General features: G+C 62.3%; 14 protein-coding genes. 8 read left to right on the top strand and 6 right to left on the bottom strand.

Annotation, left to right across the window (positions count from 1 at the left end):
* Positions 1–59 precede the first annotated feature (59 nt).
* Positions 60–1,040, top strand: coding sequence for a TRM11 family SAM-dependent methyltransferase (locus ACQPW1_RS39450; protein ID WP_433657945.1), 981 nt, complete (start codon positions 60–62; stop codon positions 1,038–1,040).
* A 214-nt stretch (positions 1,041–1,254) separates the two neighbouring features.
* On the opposite strand, the gene ACQPW1_RS39445 is transcribed toward ACQPW1_RS39450, so the two are convergent.
* Genes ACQPW1_RS39445 through ACQPW1_RS39435 form a run of 3 tightly spaced genes read right to left on the bottom strand, consistent with a single transcriptional unit; the run spans position 1,255 to position 2,643 of the window.
* Complete coding sequence (locus ACQPW1_RS39445; protein WP_433657943.1) at positions 1,255–1,443, bottom strand: hypothetical protein; 189 nt, start codon at positions 1,441–1,443, stop codon at positions 1,255–1,257.
* Positions 1,433–1,777, bottom strand: coding sequence for a DUF397 domain-containing protein (locus ACQPW1_RS39440; RefSeq protein WP_433657941.1), 345 nt, complete (start codon positions 1,775–1,777; stop codon positions 1,433–1,435). The genes ACQPW1_RS39445 and ACQPW1_RS39440 overlap by 11 nt, the downstream gene beginning before the upstream one ends.
* 8 nt (positions 1,778–1,785) lie before the next feature.
* The gene (locus tag ACQPW1_RS39435; protein ID WP_433657939.1) at positions 1,786–2,643 is read right to left on the bottom strand and encodes a helix-turn-helix domain-containing protein; all 858 of its coding nucleotides are present in this window, start codon (positions 2,641–2,643) and stop codon (positions 1,786–1,788) included.
* Between the two features lie 433 nt (positions 2,644–3,076).
* Between ACQPW1_RS39435 and ACQPW1_RS39430 the strand changes: the two genes are divergently transcribed.
* The 7 genes from ACQPW1_RS39430 to ACQPW1_RS39400 all read left to right on the top strand — a co-directional run bounded on the left by ACQPW1_RS39430 (position 3,077) and on the right by ACQPW1_RS39400 (position 7,988).
* Positions 3,077–3,841, top strand: coding sequence for an ATP-binding protein (locus ACQPW1_RS39430; RefSeq protein WP_433657937.1), 765 nt, complete (start codon positions 3,077–3,079; stop codon positions 3,839–3,841).
* Positions 3,838–4,179: a hypothetical protein gene (locus tag ACQPW1_RS39425; protein ID WP_433657936.1), complete on the top strand. Its 342-nt coding sequence runs from the start codon at positions 3,838–3,840 to the stop codon at positions 4,177–4,179. The genes ACQPW1_RS39430 and ACQPW1_RS39425 overlap by 4 nt, the downstream gene beginning before the upstream one ends.
* A 233-nt stretch (positions 4,180–4,412) precedes the next feature.
* Positions 4,413–4,796, top strand: a complete 384-nt coding sequence (locus ACQPW1_RS39420; RefSeq protein WP_433657934.1) for a hypothetical protein — start codon at positions 4,413–4,415, stop codon at positions 4,794–4,796.
* A 99-nt stretch (positions 4,797–4,895) separates the two neighbouring features.
* The gene (locus ACQPW1_RS39415) at positions 4,896–5,822 is read left to right on the top strand and encodes a nucleoside hydrolase (RefSeq protein ID WP_433657932.1); all 927 of its coding nucleotides are present in this window, start codon (positions 4,896–4,898) and stop codon (positions 5,820–5,822) included.
* Between the two features lie 32 nt (positions 5,823–5,854).
* Positions 5,855–6,295 carry a DUF4254 domain-containing protein gene (locus ACQPW1_RS39410; RefSeq protein ID WP_433657930.1) on the top strand — a complete coding sequence of 147 codons (441 nt, stop codon included), beginning with the start codon at positions 5,855–5,857 and terminating at the stop codon, positions 6,293–6,295.
* Between the two features lie 80 nt (positions 6,296–6,375).
* On the top strand, positions 6,376–7,227 hold the full coding sequence (locus tag ACQPW1_RS39405) for a hypothetical protein (protein ID WP_433657928.1): 852 nt from the start codon (positions 6,376–6,378) through the stop codon (positions 7,225–7,227).
* Between the two features lie 332 nt (positions 7,228–7,559).
* On the top strand, positions 7,560–7,988 hold the full coding sequence (locus ACQPW1_RS39400; RefSeq protein WP_433657926.1) for a hypothetical protein: 429 nt from the start codon (positions 7,560–7,562) through the stop codon (positions 7,986–7,988).
* Positions 7,989–8,112: 124 nt separating this feature from the next.
* Here the strand turns inward: ACQPW1_RS39400 and ACQPW1_RS39395 are convergent, their stop codons facing one another.
* The 3 genes from ACQPW1_RS39395 to ACQPW1_RS39385 all read right to left on the bottom strand — a co-directional run bounded on the left by ACQPW1_RS39395 (position 8,113) and on the right by ACQPW1_RS39385 (position 18,988).
* Positions 8,113–8,340 (bottom strand): hypothetical protein, encoded by a 228-nt coding sequence (locus tag ACQPW1_RS39395; RefSeq protein WP_433657924.1) that lies wholly within the window; start codon positions 8,338–8,340, stop codon positions 8,113–8,115.
* Positions 8,340–9,344, bottom strand: a complete 1,005-nt coding sequence (locus ACQPW1_RS39390; RefSeq protein ID WP_433657922.1) for a nucleoside hydrolase — start codon at positions 9,342–9,344, stop codon at positions 8,340–8,342. The genes ACQPW1_RS39395 and ACQPW1_RS39390 overlap by 1 nt, the downstream gene beginning before the upstream one ends.
* A 131-nt stretch (positions 9,345–9,475) precedes the next feature.
* Positions 9,476–18,988 (bottom strand): toxin glutamine deamidase domain-containing protein, encoded by a 9,513-nt coding sequence (locus tag ACQPW1_RS39385; protein ID WP_433657921.1) that lies wholly within the window; start codon positions 18,986–18,988, stop codon positions 9,476–9,478.
* Positions 18,989–18,991: the final 3 nt, after the last annotated feature.

Here is an 18,991-nt window from a genome sequence, read left to right as displayed (position 1 = left end):
GCCACCACGACCACCTGCGCGGTCGTCGACGACGACCGCACCCACGAAAGGCAACGCCCATGACCACAACAACTCCACAACCCCGCCAAGCGGGCGATCCCACCGCGGTCCCGGTGTCGGTGTGGGCGACCGCGCAGTCGGCCCCCGCCGCGCAACGCAGCGGCCGATATAGCCCTGAGGGCACCGCGCACCCGGCGAAAATGTTGCCCGCGATCGCCGCCCATGCGATCACCGCCTACACCAAGCCCGGCGACCTCGTCCTGGATCCGATGTGCGGCATCGGAACCACCCTCGTAGAAGCGCTCCACTGCGGCCGGCGAGCCGTGGGAGTCGAGTACGAAGCCCGCTGGGCCGAGATCGCGCGCACCAACGTGGGCCTGGCCCGCGAGGCAGGTATCGAGCACGACGCCGCGGTATTCACCGGCGATGCACGACGGCTGAGCATCGTGCTCCCCGCCGAGTATTTCGGCGCCGTCGACCTTGTGATCACCTCACCCCCCTACGGGGACTCCACCCACGGGCAGGTCTCCGTGCGCCCCGGCGAAGGTGTCCACAAACGCGACCACCGCTACGGTGCGACACTGGACCGCGGCAACCTGGCCAACCTCGGCCTCGGCCGCTTGTTGACCGGATTCACCCGCATCCTCACCGCCACCGCTACTTTGCTGCGCCCCGGCGGATACGTCGTCGTCACCGCACGGCCTTGGCGACAGCACGCCGAACTCATCGACCTACCCGCCCACATCATCACCTGCGGCACCCTGGCCGGGCTCGTCCCTGTGGAACGTTGCGTCGCGCTACTAGGACGTCTCGTCGAGGGTGACATCGTCGGTCGCAGCTCGTTCTTCCAGCGCGACTTCGTCGTCAAGCAACGGGCGGCCGGGCTGCCGATGCATTTGATAGCGCACGAGGACGTCTTGATTTTCCGGTCGCCGACACACGCCGAGGCCCGAACCCAAGCGAACGACATCGATCGCAGTGCCATCCCTGTTGCGGGGCTTCCGCGTTATTTCCACACTCCGCCCGCCCTGGCTGCCTGAAACCAGGGCCCGTGCGTGTCACAGCAGGGGACCGTACGCTGCTTGAAAGTGACAGCTGCGCGGGCAACCGAGGCAGCGAGCGGTCGGTGCGTCGGCGGCTGCACTCCTGGCGTGAAGCGACGGGTTAGGCCCTGTGCTGACCGCGCCGCCGCCGATCACGCCGTGTCGGTTCACTGGGCGGATGATAAGGCCCCGGCACAAGCTCACCGCCGACCTACAGCGCATTCTCGACCGCTGCGACACCCTCCGCGAGTTCGATCGGCTCGTCACCGGCTTCGCCGACATGCAAGCGGTCCTTGGGACGAGGTGCTGACTTGCGGAGTTTCAGCATGCTGGCCAACTGGCCAGGAGTAGCCGTCATCCTGAGACGAGCGGCCACCAGTTCCAGGACCTCAGACCGCATCCGCGAGTTGCAGGAAGTCGAACTCGCCGTCGGTCGCACCGGCGACGAAGGCAGTCCACTCAACCTTGTTGAAGCGGAGCCGGATGCTTTCCGTTGCGACCAGCGTGTCGTCACCGTCATGTTCAAGGGCGATGCTGCCGCTAATGGGGCGACCGCCCAGAGCTGCGGAGATGAAGTCCGACCATTGGCAGGCCGAGAACTCGATCACTCCTTGGTCGTGATGTTTGGCGTGGCGAACGAAGACGCGTTCTGTCGCTGGTGCAACATCGACACAGCCTTCTCCGTTACCGCTGTAGCTGGACGTTCGCCACGGCAGGCGGTCTGCGGTGCTCATCTGTACTCCTACTTCCGAAGGGCTGCCAGCCGACGTTGGATGGCTTTGGCGGAGTCAGATTCCGACAACGCCGCCGCACACAGTCGGTTGGTAGCCATTTTATAGAGCTCCACTTGGTCCTGATCCTGGACGTAGAGCGCGCCCGCCGGATACTCGATGTACCCAATGCTGTTGGCGGATGGGAAGTTGAGAACAATGAAGTCACCGTCGAGACCATCGTGAACGGCAACGCTAACCGGCATCACATGCAGTTCGACGGTTGGGAGCTCAACCAACGCCAAGAGATGTTCGAGCTGTTCCCGCATCACCTCCGGACCGCCCGCCGCACGATCCAGAACGTACTCTTCGATGACGGCACGCAGGTGTAGCGGGTTCTCGTCAATCAGGCGTTGGCGTGCCATTCGGCCTCGGACAACTCCGGGTGCGTCCGCAGGCGGAACACGAAGGTGCCCTTCAAGGAGGGCCGCAGCGTAGCCGGGAGTTTGGAGCTGGCCCGGCAGGTGCATCGAGGTGTAGCAGAACTGGCTCTCCGCGAGCCCTTCCAGCCCTACGAAGGTGGTGAACCAGTTCGGGAAGGATGCACCGAACGGTGCCCACCATGTCGTCTGGTCGGCCTGCCCAGCTAGAGCTGAGATCCGTTCGACGTCGGCCGGTTTGGCACCGTAGAAGCGCAGCAACACCGTGACTTCGGCTGGTTGCTGCGTGGTTTTGCCGGTTTCGAGATAGTTGATCTTCGTGGGAGTGCAATCAAGCTCTTTACCCGCCTGAGTCTGAGACTTGCCGGCCTTCTCGCGTGCGAACTTCAGCTCTCGGCCGATCAGAAAACGCAGGGCGTTCGGGTCCGCCCGCCTGCCTCCATCGGTCACACCGGCCTCCATATCTACGACATCCAGTAGCACCCTAACTGGCTCACTGGTCGTACATCGACATGTATTGCTGGATGTAAATTTACAGACTATATTACCGACATCATTGTGATGTGCATTACATGTAGGTGTACTGCCCATCCAGGACTCCGAGGTAGCAGACAGGGGTGATGACGATGCAGCTCCGTTGCCGGGTGTGGCCGTGCGGGCCGTCCGACGTTAAGGCGGTGACCACATGAGTGTCGAAATTTACGGATATATGCAACTTCCGCTCGTGGGTTCTCAGAGCGCGGAAGTAGAGGCCCAGATGGAAGCGCTCGCTGCCGACTGCGGTGGCAGTCTCGCAGGGCGGGTGTTCTGCGAAGCTGATTCACCGGCCGCAATTTTGTGGTCGTTGCTGGTCGCTCTGGATGAGCGTTCGGGTGGCCGGATCATGGAGCCACTGCATGAACTCGCGGCCCGAAACGGTGTCGATCTGGCCCGACTGGTTGCTTCCCCGCCACCGACACCGGCGTTCATGGCGATGTTGAATGCGTTGTCACGGTGGGGCGGCGAGTATGTGATCGCACCGGACCCCGCCCATTTCGATGGTCTCGGCGCACCGAGAAATGTTGTACTGGAACGCATCTCGCAAGCCAGTCGATCGGTGTCGGTGGAGTATGTGCATCCGGTCTCGATGCCGCGTGCTATTCGGTTGGACCGAGGCGAGGATCGTCTCGCCGAGGAAGACGAGGGATGGGATGAAGACCGCCCGGTGGAACTGGGTGTTGAGCAGGTCGACGCCTACGGTTTGGCACTCGAGGTCATCCGGCTCAGTTCCCACCGGTACCTCTCCCGGACCGGACTCTGCGATCTGGTCGACCAGGTAGATGCGCTACTCACCGAAGTCGTCAGCGCGGCAATTCGTTTCACCGCTCGTGCGAACCAGACACCGGGTGCGAACCAACTGACCGTGCGCTGGCTGCGCTACCCGGATCGGTTGGTGGTGACGTTCGAGGAGACCCGCGAACACGCCCACGAACCGATCAGTGTCGCACTGCAAGGGCTGTGCGATCAGCATCGCGCCAGTGTCGGCCGCGACCGGCGCGAAGGCGGGGGCACGGTGACCTGGTTCGACCTTCCCTTGCCGCTGTACCGCTCATACGGCAAGGAAACCCGGCCACCATTCACGGCCCAGACACCCGGGGGCCGGTCATGACCGTGCACGCGTATGCGATTGTGCGCCTGGATTATTCGGGTCCACAGGCCGATGTTCACGTTGCCGGTCTCGAAACGCTAGCCGCCAGTCATGGTGTCGAGTTGGCTGCTGGTGGAGTTCTTCTGGCGCAGTCGGATTCGAGCTTCAGCCGGTTGCTCGCCGGTCTGGATTTCGAGGCCGTCGATGTCGTGATGGTGCCCTCGGCCGCGCAGATCAAGGGTTGGCTGGGCGTCTTGCGGCACAGCGCTGAGGTATGGACAGCGCTACCCCCACAGCGCTGGCCTCGATGCCGCGCAATCCCAAGGCAGACTGCCGAATCCGTTCCCAGACCGATGTAGCCGGACGGGTGTGGTCGCGATGTCGCAGTGTCATCTGACTGTCTGTTTCTACGACGGAACGGTCCTGCATTTCTGCGGCGAGGAATGCGCCGCCCTCGCGTTCGCGCACGCGGCCAACATCCAGCATCTGGCAATGGTCACGATCGACCACAACCTCCTCCCGGGGTTGAAACCCTTTCCCTGCCAACGGTTGTGGATGCCCTAGGCAACTACGCCAGAAAGCGCGGTGCCCCATGACTTCTGTAGAGCTGACCGACCGGCCGTCGACGAATTGGGCGGCGCTGGCCACCACCGCAACAGTGCCCATGAGAAGCGATCCAGTCGGCCGTGCGGTCGAGGCGGCGTCTTGGTTCTGTCAGCACTGGAACGTCCACCGGGACGCGCTATTGGTCGAGAACACTATGCGGCTGATCGTCGCCGATGTCGTGCACCGCTGCTGGTTCGAGCACCAACCCCAGCTGCGTGCACAAGCGGTCAGCGTCCGGATCCGCTGGACCGACATCAACACCCTGGTCATCGAGGCATGGGACACACCGCCCCATCAACCCATCGGCAACGCGCCTCGCCTGCGGTATCGGCTGTTCCAGACAACACGACTACGCGTCGGCCATGGCTAGCCGAAGTCGAAACCGTCACGCGGCCCGCGGACTCCCGGTCAAAGCCACAAGGCCCTCATCTGCCCGCCCGACACGGCACGCCAGAAGGGACACCCGAGAATGCTCGAAACCACACAGCTCTCCAGTCAACAACCCGCAACACCCCATCGACCAGATCCCAGCAAGAGTCTGGTGATTCTGGACACCGACATCGGTTACGACCCAGACGATTTCGTCGCTTTAGCTATAGCGGCGCGCACAGTAGATGATCTCGCCGTCATCACCGCTGACGAGACACTCGGGCGTCGCGCGCGCCTGGCCCGGTGCGCACTCGATGCCCTAGACCGCCACGACGTCCCCGTCATCACCGGCATTGACCTCGGCGGAAATCACCGATTTGTGATGCACGACCACCCGTGCCAGCCACCCCACCGACCCGACGACCCCGTCGATATCGTCGACGAGCTCCTCGACGCGATCGCCGGAGTGTGTGAAAGAACGAGCGGGCCGATCGTGTGGGTCGGGATGGGACCGATGACCAACCTCGCTCTGGTCTTGTGCAGCTTCCCCGATCTGGCCGACCGCCTGTCGGTGGTTCAGATGGGGGGCTGGCTCGATCACTACCGCGATAAAACCCGCGCCTCGCACAATCTGCACACCGATACCTCCTCGGCAGGACTGGCACTACGTGCGGTCCAGAGCCCGCGACTGGTGCTGTCGGACTTCACCAACTCCCCCCACATCGACATCACCGCCGACTCAGCGTTGTTGCGCCACTTACGATCCACGACCGCCACCGGGTGGCAGCGCCTGCTCGCGGCGAACTTCCAGGCATGGTTCGCCCGCCGCAGCGGCAGCTGGATGCACGACCCTTTGACCCTCAGTGCTGCGCTCGATCGGCGTTTCGTCGCCTTCCGCACTGAACGGATACGGATCGAACGCGACGCCCGCCTCTACCGCGACCCCGACGGCCGCCCGATCGACGTCGCCTGCGCGGTCGACTACCCGGAGTTCCTGGAATGGATGCACGAAACCCTGCTCCGATGAACCACCACCGTTCCGACCTCAGGAGGTCCGCTGTGGACCGGATTCCCGGCAAGGACCTGCTGCTGGCGGCATGTCGCGGGATGCCAATGCTCGACCCGACCCACCCGATGCTCGACGCCGCCGCCGAACTAGCGAAGGTCCACGAGACCCGCGATATCACCGCAGCCTGCGACGGCGGGAAGTTGGCGCTACGGCGCATCGAGTTGATCCGAGAGATCGACGAATGGATCGCCAAGGCGGCACCGCCGCCGTTGCCCGCCGCCACCCTGCACACCGAAACCCTCGGCCAGATCGTCGACCGACTCGCCCAGCTGACCAACCAGACCTTCATCGCCCTCGCCCACGCCCCCGACGACCTCTACCAGGACTCCTGGGCTCGACTGTGCGATCTCGCCTCCGGCTACCAAGACCTAGTCGACGAACTACACAACGGCACCCGCCGCCTCCCCAGCACGTTCCTCCACCTCTGGTAACCCGTCCACCACATGGCCCGAGCGGACGGAAGCACCCACCAAACCCGACCGGCCACGCAGTCACAGAAGGGACAGCAGTCATGCCAACCGTGATGCTCGACCACCCAGGCTGGTTCCACGCCCCCGACGGACGCACCCACCGTCTCGTCACCGACGACAGCCACCAGCTGTCGCTCGTGACCGCTGAACACCTCGCTCAGGGACTGTTCATCGACTGCACACCCATCGGCCCGGTCGGGGGACGCACCGATATCGGTTACTTCGATCCGGGCACACTGAGCGGCCCGCTCACCCTGACCGCACCGCTTCGCGCCCTGGGTCCGGTCTCCCGGCTGGCCAACCCCTGGCTCTGGGACGCCCTCGGCACCGCCATCCTCGGACAACTCGCGACACCCAAACAGATCCGACACCTCTACACCCGGCTGTGCCACGCCTACGGGCGGCTGGTCCGAACCCACGTCGGCGACGTGTGGCTGTTCCCCCGCCCAGAAGTGCTGGTCGGGTTGGGATTGGAAGACCTCATCGACCTGCAACTGCGGGTGAAACAACCGACCCTGCATCTGGCCGCCAGCGCCTACCTCGACCACGGCGAGAGATGGAGCCGGTTCCTGAGCTCCGACGCGAAACCCACCGACCTGGTCGAGGCCATCGCGGCGGTCCTGCCCCAGCTCGACCAGCAGACGATCCGTCGCGCGGTCGCCGATCACAGCAACGACTTCACGATCTATCCGGTCGACTCCCTACTGCGGTCGAGCGTGTGCCGATTGTCCGCACGCCACTCCTGGCCCGTCGACGACACCGAATTCCACACCGAATGGCAGGCCATGACCGGCGATCAGCAATCAGCGTGGACCGTGCTGACCCTGGCAGCGGGAACCGGCTGCTGCATGACAGCGTCATCGATGGACGAGGCCAGCCGCCCCGATTCGTAAATCCGGCCGCCTGGCCCAGGTTTGACCCCGGCGATGCGCGCAGTACGAAGTCAACGATCGCACCGTGCTCTGGTGCGAACTCGCACACCATCTTCACGACGTCGCCAGGACACCTCTGAACTCATGACGCCCCGCCGGAAATCCAGCCGACACGAAGTCGTACAAGTCCGAAAGCCGTGCGTAGCAGTACATATTGCCGCGTGCATAAGCGCAAGGGGGATCCGGCGTCACCGGCCAGCCCGTCAACAAACTTGCCAGGCCCATCGAAGAGGCGGAAGCCCGGCCACCCCGGCGCAGATGCCCGGCCCAGACCTAGGAAGACGAGGTGGCGGATGGGATTCGCGGAGAACTGTGGCAAATACTGGCGAGGTCGCTATCGGACTTCCGACGGCAAACACAGGACCGTACTGGACGACAACGGCAAACCCGTCAGGTTCGCGACGAAAGCCGAAGCTGAGCACGCCGCCGACGCCGCAGCGGTCGAGTTCCGGCGAGGCGATGGCGCACAACTCGACTTCCGAGCTGAGCGCGAACGGCTCAGCCGCGAAGCAGTCGCGCTGCTAACAGCGGCGGCGCGGCAGGAATGGCGCCCCGGACACCGGGCCGACTTCACGGAGTTCCTTGCCCACGTCTTCGCCGCTGTAGCGGCGAACCTAGGTGGGATCAGCCACCTTTTGGCAGAGGGACCTTCCTCCAGCGCGGAGTCTGTCCGCATCCGCCAGCTGCTTCATGTAACCGTAGTGAATCACGGCGAGTGCTGATAGCCGCGAGTTCCCGATACGGCAATGAACCAGCGCACTTGGACCTGAGCCTGCATTCCTCCCGTAACACTAGGGCGTCGATACGCTGGCTCAGTTCGGAGGAATGGAAACCGTAGCTGGTCGGCTACGAATGGACGATCATGCGATCGGGTACCTGGCCATCGAGCCACGCTGCCGCGATTTTCCTGACCACAGCCCGGTAGAGCATGTCCTCGGAGCCGGTCTCAAGGGAGATTGTCTCGGCCTCCTTGTCCAGCACCAGCGTCTGTTGTACGCCTTCGACGTCGGTATATCTATAACGGACGTGCTGGTTATCCTCATCCAGCTTCTGGATCTCTGCGTAGAGCGCCATCATTCGCCCCTTGGTGTACGTGGGTTGTATTCGGCTGCCGGGTGGTGACTTGATATCGATGCTATCTGGTCGAGACGGCTGACGAGCCACTTGCGAAAGCTGCTGTAGTCAGCGCTCGTGACCATGAATGCGGCGCTGCTGCCGGATTGGATACGATCGGCTTCGTCGAGACTGATGTTGGCGGGTGTGGCGGTGAGGAATGGCATTCCGATCCCGAGGGAAAGCGTCAACAGTCCGTGGAGGCCAAAGCCGGGGACAACATCATCGAACCATTCATCCATATGCCTGCGAAGTAGAACGCGTGCAGGATCATCGCTATGGGCGATGACCTTGTACTCAGTGGTCTCCTCTGTGATTACGGTGGTTACGTGGAAGGTTATATCGCCCGGCACAATCCAGGGTCGCAGATCAGCATCGAGGATTGTGCGGGCCGCGGAAGGATCCATGATGACGTTTTGTCCGCCACTGTCGGGAAATACCCTGAATGCCGCTTCCTGCTGTGTGACAACCAGTTTGGCGGACAGGGCAGGGCTGACTGTGAGTAGTTCGGCGAGATTCGACATCGGCCCTAGGCCGATCCAGCCGACTTGGCCGTCATGTCGGTCGAGTACTTTCGAGACCGCCGCGGCGATGTCGGTCGGTTGGGCGGGCACATACCCGGGGATGAGGGTCTCGGCAGCCCAGTTGAACCTGTTGCCGAGATCCCGGCCTGCCACGACTGGGACGTCGGTGCGTCCTAGTAGATCGAGCAGGTAGCGAGCCAGGCGTGCTCGGTCGCCGTCGCGCTCATCGCTCGTGAGCACGAGCTCGAGGCTGGGCAGGCCGGCTGCAACGGCAAGTGCGAGAGCATCGTCGGGTTCGCTGCCGATATCGCTGTCGAGGATCAACGGCATCTGTGATGGCTCTGGCCAAGTGTCCATTCTGCTCAGGAGCAGTTGCTCGGCGAGTGAGCCCGGCCTGGCATTGACCAGCGGGTCCGAGGATGTGCCGCTTCCGTCTGTCATCGGGGTTCCCTCTCCGGTGCGTGGACTCGCATGTTACTCGGATCTGCAGTCGCTGGTAAAACGGACATAGTTCTCACCATGGCTTCTATGGATATCGTCATTTACGAGCATGGCTACAGTATCGTTCTCGATCAACGGTCTCGACTGAGACCAATTTCCTGCGCTCTGGCCCGTGATCGTTCGGCACGGTCCCGTGCTTCTTTTATTCGAGTCTCACGCTCACGCGCTAATCGTTCAAGACCTACTGATCGTAGCAGTCGCGTAATGGGATCACGCCCCTCCAGCTCTAGCGCCCGTTGTTGCGCTATTTGAGCCACACGCTGTTGGTGGTCTCTTTGGCTCCAGTCGAGCATTTCCCGTTGGAATTTCGTCACTTCTATACCCGCTTGTAGATACTCCCGTTCCTGTTGTATTTGCTTGAGTTCTTTCGCGTCGAGCCTTCGTTCTTGCGCATCGAGTTCGCGGACACGTTTTGGCAAGGCTCGTCCTTCTCTTTCGCGTTCGAGTTGCCGAGTGATCTGGGCACGTTCGCGTTCGATGATCTCGCGTTCTCTGGCGTCGAGTTCGCGTTCGAGTAGTTGCTCTCGGGTGAGTCGGCGTCCGTCTTGTGCGAGTTCGCGTTCTTGGTCGACACGAGCACGTTCTCGCGCGTCGATTACTTGTTCTTTTCCGTCGAGCTCGCGGACTCGGGCGCGCTCTGGACTCTCACGTCCGTCTTGCTCGAGCGCTCGTGCGAGTTCGAGTTGCCTTACGACGCGTTCGCGTTCGCGTTCGATGATTTCGCGTTCTCTGGCGTCGATTTCTCGTTCTCGTGCGTTGAGTTCGCGTTGCTTTTGTTCTTCTGCGGTCGGCTCGCGGCCTTCTCGTAAGAGGGCACGTTCTAGGTCGATGCGGGCAAGTTCACGTCCATCGAGTTCGAGTGCTCGGGTATCGAGTTCACGGATCCGCTCCGGCGTCTCCCGTCCTTCTCGTTCGCGTTCGAGTTGCCGGGTGATTCGGGTGCGTTCGCGTTCGATGATCTCGCGTTCTCTGGCGTCGAGTTCGCGTTCGAGTAGTTGCTCTCGGGTGAGTCGGCGTCCGTCTTGTGCGAGTTCGCGTTCTTGGTCGACACGAGCACGTTCTCGCGCGTCGATTACTTGTTCTTTTCCGTCGAGCTCGCGGACTCGGGCGCGCTCTGGACTCTCACGTCCGTCTTGCTCGAGCGCTCGTGCGAGTTCGAGTTGCCTTACGACGCGTTCGCGTTCGCGTTCGATGATTTCGCGTTCTCTGGCGTCGATTTCTCGTTCTCGTGCGTTGAGTTCGCGTTGCTTTTGTTCTTCTGCGGTCGGCTCGCGGCCTTCTCGTAAGAGGGCACGTTCTAGGTCGATGCGGGCAAGTTCACGTCCATCGAGTTCGAGTGCTCGGGTATCGAGTTCACGGATCCGCTCCGGCGTCTCGCGACCCTCTATCGCGTGTTCACGCATTCGGATGGTCTGTGCCCGGGCACGTTCGATTGCTACACGTTCTCGGTCGTCGAGTTCGCGTTCAACTACTTGCTCTGGGCTGAGTTCGACGCCTTCTCGAGCGAGGAGGCGTTCTCGATTGATTCGGTCGGTTTCGCGTCGGTCAAGTTCTCGATCGCGGTCATCGAGGGCCTGCTCGATGCTGTCTAGTTCCTGACTGTGCTCCGATGAGTCGCCTCTGAGCGTGCGATCATAACGCTCGATCTCCTGCTGATCTCGCATCCAGTCGCGCATGAGGCGGGCACGTTCTCTGGTATCCAGATCCTCTTCACGTGCGTCTGCGGCACGCTGCTCTGGTGTGGGCTCATCGCGTGCTCGTTGGTCGCGCTTGTGCTCGGACGCGTCCAACTTTGCCTCGTCGACGTCGCGAGCACGTTGCCTCTGTTCGATCATTTGTTCGAATTCGTCGCGCTCACCCGGTGTTTGTGCCCAATATCTTTCACTATTGTGGCTAGCGAAGATTTCCTTTCGCCTGTCGCGGTCGCGCCTAGCTTCGTCGCGAGCATTTTCGCGTTCAGCTAGAGTCATATCGGCGCGATCATGTGGATCTATCATCTTGGGGCTCAGGACCTCTGCATCGCTGCGCTCAGGTCTGGTCTGTTCAGGTGGCTGTGCGAGCCCTTGTTCGTACCTGGCGGCGAGTGCATTACCGCGGTCAGGTTCCCATTCGGGAACATCCTCGCCGCGGCCATAGCGCTGTGCCTCCTCGATGGTGCTGACCAAAATTTCAGCGTGTCCGGTAACCAATCTGCCATGGGAATCCCGGCTGATGTGGACGATATCTCTTGCCCCTCGGGCTTCTTGCAGGACGTTGGCAACAAAATGCTCGTACGAATTCGCTGATGTCAGCGTGCCGCCCTCTGGTCCATCATCGCGAATAAAGACCATGCGTATTGGATTTACGCCGACCTTAAGGTCGATCGGGACTCGCTGACGATTGCTCGTCCATGCCTCGAAAGCTTTGGGATCAAAATCGACTCGCCGAATCGCGGCCCAAACCTCATTCCGTAGCTTCTCATACTCTCTATCAATATGGTTGAGTTGCTCTCTCTCGATTCTTCGTATCTCCCGCTTGCTCGTAATACCCTGCGCTTGCGCAATAGACTTTGCCTTCTGTTCAGCCTGTTGCAAGAATTGTTGCTTGACGCCCCAAATCTCGACCTCGAGGCGCTCTTGAATTCGCGGGTAATGACTGTACGGCACGGTTCCGTGTCGCATTTCCTCTGGCCAATGAGGAGGAGGAAACACGCCTTCTTGGTTGGGTGCCGGGTTGACAGGCGCTACTCTGTCCAGTTTTGAGGTATTGCAATGGTCGCACGCCGGAGTGACGTTGTGGGGGCCCAGGTCGCCGCTGCTTTTACGCGGCAAGACATGATCGATGTCCGTCGCGATGTTGCATCGGCAATACGAACACAGTGTTGGGGGGAGTGTGGGGTCGGCCTTAGCGCCGACATTGAAGAGCCTCCGTAGCTCGTTAGTGATGTCAGAATTCGTGCCTTCTCCGAATCTGGACCCCCGTGGTATCTCCCATATTCGCTCCCCGTTCGGGCCGGTTATATCACTTGGTCGGCGTATTTCGGCGCCGGTCTGCCCAGGTACTGGTTGTCTGCCGTCAGGAATTTGTTCAGCCGAGGGCTGGGTTCGTTCCTCTCGATGAACTGGACCATCCCACGCAGTATCCTCGCGCGGCGCCGGTTGTCGATTTCGTTCCCAATTCGCTATCTCATTTGCAGCTCTGTGTGCATCGGCGTAGGTCGCGTCGGGGTTGCGCGTTAGGTAGTCGTGTTCGGCGAGCTCATGCTCCAAAAGCCGTACGTCGGACTCGGTATACTTCCCCGACCTGAGCCGCACCCAGGCCTCAGCGATGTCGGGATTTGCTTCGAAATGCGCATGGACGATGCTGCCATCGACGGCGGTCAGCGGGTGCTGCTCGTAGAAGAGATGGTCTTTGATGGCTTCGATGTCAGCGTGGGTATATCGGGATCCGTCGGCACGTCGGACCGTGTCCAGTTGTTCGACGATCGCATTGATGTCGTCGGCGTTCCGAATGGAGTTGTAAGCATCGACAGCCGACGGCAGCTCGTCTCTGAGAGATGAGATTTCGGTGGGCTTGCCTCGAGGGTCGTCTTGGCGTGGCGGCTGGGTGTGCGGTTCGGATGGATTTCTGGCGTCGATCGGCATGTCGGCGTCGACGCGGGTTCTGTCGTGGAGGGGCGTCGGACGTCGCGTCGGCGTAATTTCGGGGTCGACGATTGACCGAGCGTCCAGCCCTTTTGAGTTGGACTCGCGGGTATGGGATTGCTCGTGAGGAAAATCCGAAGGCTCATGCCTCGGTTGAGAGTCGCGACCAACGGCATCGGTTGCCTGTGGCGAGCCGTCGCGTGCTGGCACAACGTATTCAGTGGCCGGGTGCGCAATGCCGCGGTTGGTTCCGGTGGGTGCGTCATCGACTGCGCCAGTACGTGGTACTCGATCGTCTGGGAGTTCTCTTGCGTGCGTTGGATGCTCACCCGCCACAGGGGTGGGTAGATCAGCGTCTAGAACTCGAATGTCCCTTGGGCTGGCCAGGTCCCGTCCGTCCGGTTGCGCATCTCCGCCCATGCGACTGTGCGCGCTGTCGTCCTGTCGGTCGGGCTGTAGGACAGGCTCTGCTTGTTGATCACCAGTCGATGGTCGAGATTCGATTCCGGGGGCTCGGTTAACGACGTCGCTTCCATCAGGTACTCGATCTCCTGCGAGTCTTCCCGTGTCCGTTGGATGTTCATGCGCCACCTCGGTGGATATACCTGATGTCCTTGAACCGGTTGTCCCGTACGGATCGCCTCGTCGTACATCTCCCCGATCAGATCCGGGGGGAGACTCGAGTGCGCGGTCACCACTCCGGTGTGGGCGTTGATCACGTAGCTCCCCAGTCCCAGTCCCAGCCCCTCCTCGATTTGCTCCGGTGTCAAGATTTTCTGGCAGGCCCAACCGAACTCGGTCTGGAATATCTGGAACTGTTGATCCGTCCCGAAGATGCGTTCCAGGTACTGTTTCGCCTGTTCCCGGGTTCGAATCTGTTCTGGCACTGTGCGATCCTCCAGTTGCGTCGTTGGTCATGAACCACAGTTCGGACGACCGGCCAGTAAGACGCGGCGGCGGCGAATCCGACATCGTTTTCGCTTGCGGATCCCACCACACAGGACCATCGGCACCGTGCGGGTAGACGATGACCGTGGCGTGAGATGACAAGCTCACCGGCGTTCCATCCTGGTTGTACAGAAACTCGCCAGTGTGTGGATCGCGGGCGTGCCAGGAGTTGACGAGCAACGCCGATGATCCAGGACCCATCTGCTTCACCCAGTCTTGAAGGGACTGGAATTGCTCAGGTATCGGCATACCTGGGCCATCGAAGGTTTGCCACCGACCGCCGAGAAACCTCTGAGCTCGGTCAGGACCACCCGTCTCGCCGTTGGTGTCGATGCGGCCGTCTGGCAGCAAATCGAGCCATCGGGGCGCGCCGACCTGGGGGTCACCATGGAAAGATGACAAGGCAGACAACGCCAGCTCGATGCAGTTGTTGTTGCGCCCAGGCCATTGCGACCCGCCATCGTTGATCAATTCCCCGTACGGATTGGTTCGTGGGTCCGCGCCGATCACGAACTGGTTGCCCGCACGCAACGCATCCTCGACCGCTGCCTGAAACGCTGGGTCCTCTATTGGATTGAGCCGTCGGGGGCTGAACTCTCTGGTTTCAGGAAGTTCGCGGAACTTGGCAGGAGTATTGGCTCGTGCGATGTCGTTGCTGATCTGCCGGATATCGGCCGGGCGGAGTTCTTGGAGTGGCCCGGTGTCGGAGAGTCCGAGGTGTTCGCGGATCCGGTCTACCAGTGCGCTCGGTCGATCGTTGGGGTGCCAAGTGTTCGGCCCGGGTGTGTGGTCGACGATGGCGTGAAGGTGAGCCGTGGAAGGGTCGTTGGTGAATACGACATCCACCATGAGCCAGTCGCCGCTGAGCAGCCGACGTCCGTCGTTGAGAGCAAGATCTATTGCCCGGTGCGAGTTTTCGATGAGGTTGTGTAGTTCGTGGGGAGAGATGTGGTCGCCAGCTTCGATGTGGACTCGCACGCGGGCAACGGCCACATGTTGATTCGGTCCTTCCGCGTAGCGCCGTACTTCGTAGGCGGGGGTATTGTTTGCTCGGCTTCGGGGAACATCGATGACTCGGTCGTCTTCGGGCGTTTGGTGCCGGTAGTTGTCACGGGCGTTGCGTGTGTCGAGTGCCCGTTGCGTTTCCGGGTCGATCGGCCGACGGGGCTCGGGCGGATCGGGATGGTGCGGTGATTTTGATCCTGGCTCCGGTGCCGAGAGGGGGTCGTGGTCTTGCCTCGCGTCGCGGTCGCCAAGGCGGTGCCGCGGTTCTCGGTGTGCGGGAGCAGTGGGGTGTCCTGCGTCATGTGGCCCAGGCGCGGCATGCGTGGGACTCGGTCGCCGTGGTGCAAAGCCGTCAAATGTGTGCGGGGTTTGGTTTCGGGGTGGCGAAACGGGCATGGTCGACGCGTGTGATTGCGGTGGCGTCGACCGAGGACGAGGTGTCGGTGGTAACGATTCAGGGGCTCGTGTCGACGGCAGGCTGGCGACCGGCGGGCGGGATTCAGCGGTCTGCGGCGGTGCGGATTCGGTACGTGGCCACCAATCGGGTAGACGAGCGGAATTGGCGACGTAGTTGGGATCCTGGTGGGCCCATCTCTGCGGCGTCGACTCCGGCGCAGGTGGCGGCACCGGTGAACGTTGCGCCGTGGCGGACTCGTCCATCGGCTTCTGTTGGGCTGTAGCTGATTCCGGACGATGGGGTGGTGCCTGGATGCCGCGGTCGCGTTCCTGTGGACGAGAACTGTCCGGATGCGTCTGCGCTACTGGGCGATCGACAGGCTCAGGAGGGGGAAGCCTGAGGCGTTCCGCTTCGGGATGCGGCTGGACCTGCTCATGCGGTCGTCGATGGCTGTCCCTGTTTTCGGGTATCGCGTCAGAGTGTGGCCAGTGCCGACTATCCGATGACTGCTCGTCGCGGAGCGTTGGTGAATCATATTGGCGGACAGGAGTTTCCGTCGTTACTCCGTCGTCTCGCCGCGTTCCCGATCGATCCGTTTCAGTTCCGAGTCGCCCCAGGCTTGCCAGATCTTGATCTGCTCCTCGGTCGCGGGACGACGCCCGCTCGCTTCCATCTCTCGAACGGTCTCCAAGTTCTTGTCTACTACTGCTTGTCTCTCTGGGGACAGCGGGGGCAGCGTCGCGTCGTGTTCCTCCACTTTCCGCATGATCGCTTCCCAGTCCTCGGGACTGATGGGCATCGGGACTCCTTCCGAGATCTTGAAGATGTATGTAGACCTTTTGGCCGTCGCGAACAACCGACTCGACTTGGAACCGAGTGCCCGGCGGGAACACGACCTCGTCCTGCTGGCTGCTGGCCCATGACACATCCTTGCCGTGACGGGAGTCGATGACGAGCTCGATATTTCCACCGGGCATGGATGACCCTTTGTCCGCCGAGGCGAAGCCGTGGTCTGTCGGTGTATTTCCGCGCCGGTATTCGTCGATGAATTTTGCCAGTTTGACGGGATCGTCAATGTAGAGCGACCGATAGATGACCCCATTATGGTCGGGCAGTTTGTTGTATGCGCTTACCAAGGCCCGGATCTCGACGTCGTGTTTGTCGAGTAGTGCTCGGTCACCATTGCGAGTGCCGTCGTTGACCGGTTCGTTCAATGACATGAACTGGTTGCGGCGGATGAGTTCGATCTCCGCGTCCGACAGCCGTGCAAGTTCGGGGTACTCGCTGATCTTCGTGGCGCGGATCTCGGCGGCCTCGGGCCCGATGGTGCGGTTGCGGGCGTATTCACGCTCGGCGGTGGGGTCGTGGTAGGCGGGGTTCGAGTAGTAGGGCTTGTCCTCGACGGGCAGCTTGGTTCGGTGGGGATCGCCGGCCGGTTCGAGTCGTCCTGGTGGTGCCGCGATATCGCGCGGTGCGTGCTCGCTAGAATTCGCGGGGGGCTTGTCTTGGACTGGTGGCCTGTGCTCGCCGGGCTCGGGTTTCGGGTGCGTCGCCGAGGTATTCGGGGCACGTGTGTCACTGCTCGGATGCGGGGGCACCACGACTGCCACGGTCGGCGGCGTCTGGTCGCCGACCGCGCGTGTGTGGGTTGCTGGCTGGGGTGTGGGACGTTCGGTGGGGTCGGGCCGTTGCGCAAAGTCCGGAGTAGGTCGGGCGGAGTTTCGGTCAGGCGTGCGGGGGCCGGTGTTGTGGTCCGGGCCCAGAGGTTGAGTCGCCGAAGGACCATGCCTACTGGGGGTCGTGGCTGGTCCGGGGTCGCTGCCGCGCGGATGCTCCGGTGTTACGGCTTCTCGCGGTGACGGCGGGGGCGTATCGCGTGGCACCGGAGTGGGACTGGCTGCCCCTTCGTGCGTCGGGCTTGAGGCTGTCCGGCTGGTCTCGGTGGAGAATGTCCGGTCGGTCGACGGGAGCGGTGCTGAGTCGACACGTGCGGCGCTGCTGATGGTTTCGCGAGCCGGAGGTGTTGCCGCAGCGCGATCCGGCATGTCGACACCGCTGGGCGAGCGGGGTGTTTCGGCGACGCGTTGCGGTGGCGCGCCACGGTCGGTGGGCGGGGCCGGGGTCTCCGAGCGGGGTGTGGGTTCCACGCGTTGTGGGGTGTCAGCGGGGACTCGGGGGGCGCTCGTCGCCGCGGAACGGTCCCCGGAGGAGCCGATTCCGTTGGGCGGCACTGTTTCTGGCGTGTGTCCGGTGGGGCGTCCCGGTGTGGGCGTCGCGCTTGTCGCTGGCGGTTGTGCGGTTGAGCCGTGGTCTGGTGCTGGAGTTCCGGCGGTCGCTGGATGAGGGTCGGAGGGAACGGATCGGGTTTCGGCGGGCTTACCGGTTGTCGAATCCGATTGGGGCACAGCTGGATTCTCGTGAGTTGCCGCAGCGGCCGAGGGTACGCTCGGAGCATCGTTGACCGCCGCAGTGGTGGCGGTTGCTGGTGTGGTGTTCGTTTCGGTGTGTGTTGTGGCAGGTGGCGCTGTGTCGGTTTGCGTCGCCGAAGCCGAAACAGCTGCGGGTGATGATTGTTTGCTGCCAGTCGACGTGGGGGATTCATGGATAGGCTCAGGGTGTGCGCTCGGTGTCGGCGTGGCCTCGGGTGCGGTATGCGGGGTCCCGCCAGGTTTCGTCCTGGCGAACCCCGCAGCACCGGCACCATCGACTACCGTGCTGAAATCGAGATGGCCGCCGGTGGTGGCGGCCGAAGCCGCTGTTGCCGCGGTATTACCGGCGATGTTGGCCGGGATCACGACGGCGCCGCGGGCAAGGATAGCGCTGGCAGTGTTGGTTCCGATATCGGTGCCCAGCGTGCTGGCCAGGTGCTGGGTAGATCGCTCAGCGATCGGCCCCGCCACCGCACCCGCGACGGCTCCAGCCGCAGCCGCTGTACCCACCGAGCGCAGGTCGATGCCATCGCGATGACCTTGCGCCAGTTGAATGCCCTGAGCAGCTACATCGGTACCTGTACCGAATCCTGCGCCGATGACCGCCTGGGTGCTCGCCTTGAGCACCACCTCTGAGGCCGCCTTCTCTCCCAGCTTGGCGGCGACTGCCAAACCGGCTCGCTCAGCCAGAAAGGCCGCACCTTTGAGGGCAAGTTTATTGATGAGTTCTTCAACAGTCTTACGGATGAACAATTTGACCGCGAACAAAGCTGCGGCATCGAGAACCTCGCCGACGCCGGGGATGAACGCCATCGCGACCATCGCGGCAACCGATATATAGATAGCGATTTTGGCGTATTCAATGTCTGTAGCGCCCTGTTCAAGCTGCTTGGCGAAGCTGTCGCAAGCCTGGATCATACTTTTCAGGTCGCTACCGTCTCCGCCGACGATGTCTTGCCAATAGCTCGACATCGCGTCGTGGGTCTTGCCGTCGATAGCCGAAAGTGCGGTGTTCATCGCATGGTCGGCGGGCTGCTGCAGTTCACGCAACGCGGTAGCCATATCCGACCAGTGCCCAGCCACCCGGCGCATGGCGTCTTCATCCCCCTCGGGCCAATGCCCGATCAGGAAGTCCTCAATCCAGCCGGCAACACCGGAAAAGTGCGGAAACCACAGAGTCACGCC

The organism is Nocardia sp. CA-128927, assembly GCF_050955855.1.
Lineage (GTDB): Bacteria > Actinomycetota > Actinomycetes > Mycobacteriales > Mycobacteriaceae > Nocardia.
This window is presented reverse-complemented; position numbering and strand designations above follow the sequence as displayed.

Bases quoted from the DNA above. Each gene is read 5' to 3' on its own strand.
- ACQPW1_RS39450 (WP_433657945.1), top strand. From the start codon at position 60: ATGACCACAACAACTCCACAACCCCGCCAAGCGGGCGATCCCACCGCG.
- ACQPW1_RS39445 (WP_433657943.1), bottom strand. From the start codon at position 1,443: ATGCGGTCTGAGGTCCTGGAACTGGTGGCCGCTCGTCTCAGGATGACG.
- ACQPW1_RS39440 (WP_433657941.1), bottom strand. From the start codon at position 1,777: ATGAGCACCGCAGACCGCCTGCCGTGGCGAACGTCCAGCTACAGCGGT.
- ACQPW1_RS39430 (WP_433657937.1), top strand. From the start codon at position 3,077: ATGGAGCCACTGCATGAACTCGCGGCCCGAAACGGTGTCGATCTGGCC.
- ACQPW1_RS39425 (WP_433657936.1), top strand. From the start codon at position 3,838: ATGACCGTGCACGCGTATGCGATTGTGCGCCTGGATTATTCGGGTCCA.
- ACQPW1_RS39420 (WP_433657934.1), top strand. From the start codon at position 4,413: ATGACTTCTGTAGAGCTGACCGACCGGCCGTCGACGAATTGGGCGGCG.
- ACQPW1_RS39415 (WP_433657932.1), top strand. From the start codon at position 4,896: ATGCTCGAAACCACACAGCTCTCCAGTCAACAACCCGCAACACCCCAT.
- ACQPW1_RS39405 (WP_433657928.1), top strand. From the start codon at position 6,376: ATGCCAACCGTGATGCTCGACCACCCAGGCTGGTTCCACGCCCCCGAC.
- ACQPW1_RS39400 (WP_433657926.1), top strand. From the start codon at position 7,560: ATGGGATTCGCGGAGAACTGTGGCAAATACTGGCGAGGTCGCTATCGG.
- ACQPW1_RS39395 (WP_433657924.1), bottom strand. From the start codon at position 8,340: ATGGCGCTCTACGCAGAGATCCAGAAGCTGGATGAGGATAACCAGCAC.
- ACQPW1_RS39390 (WP_433657922.1), bottom strand. From the start codon at position 9,344: ATGACAGACGGAAGCGGCACATCCTCGGACCCGCTGGTCAATGCCAGG.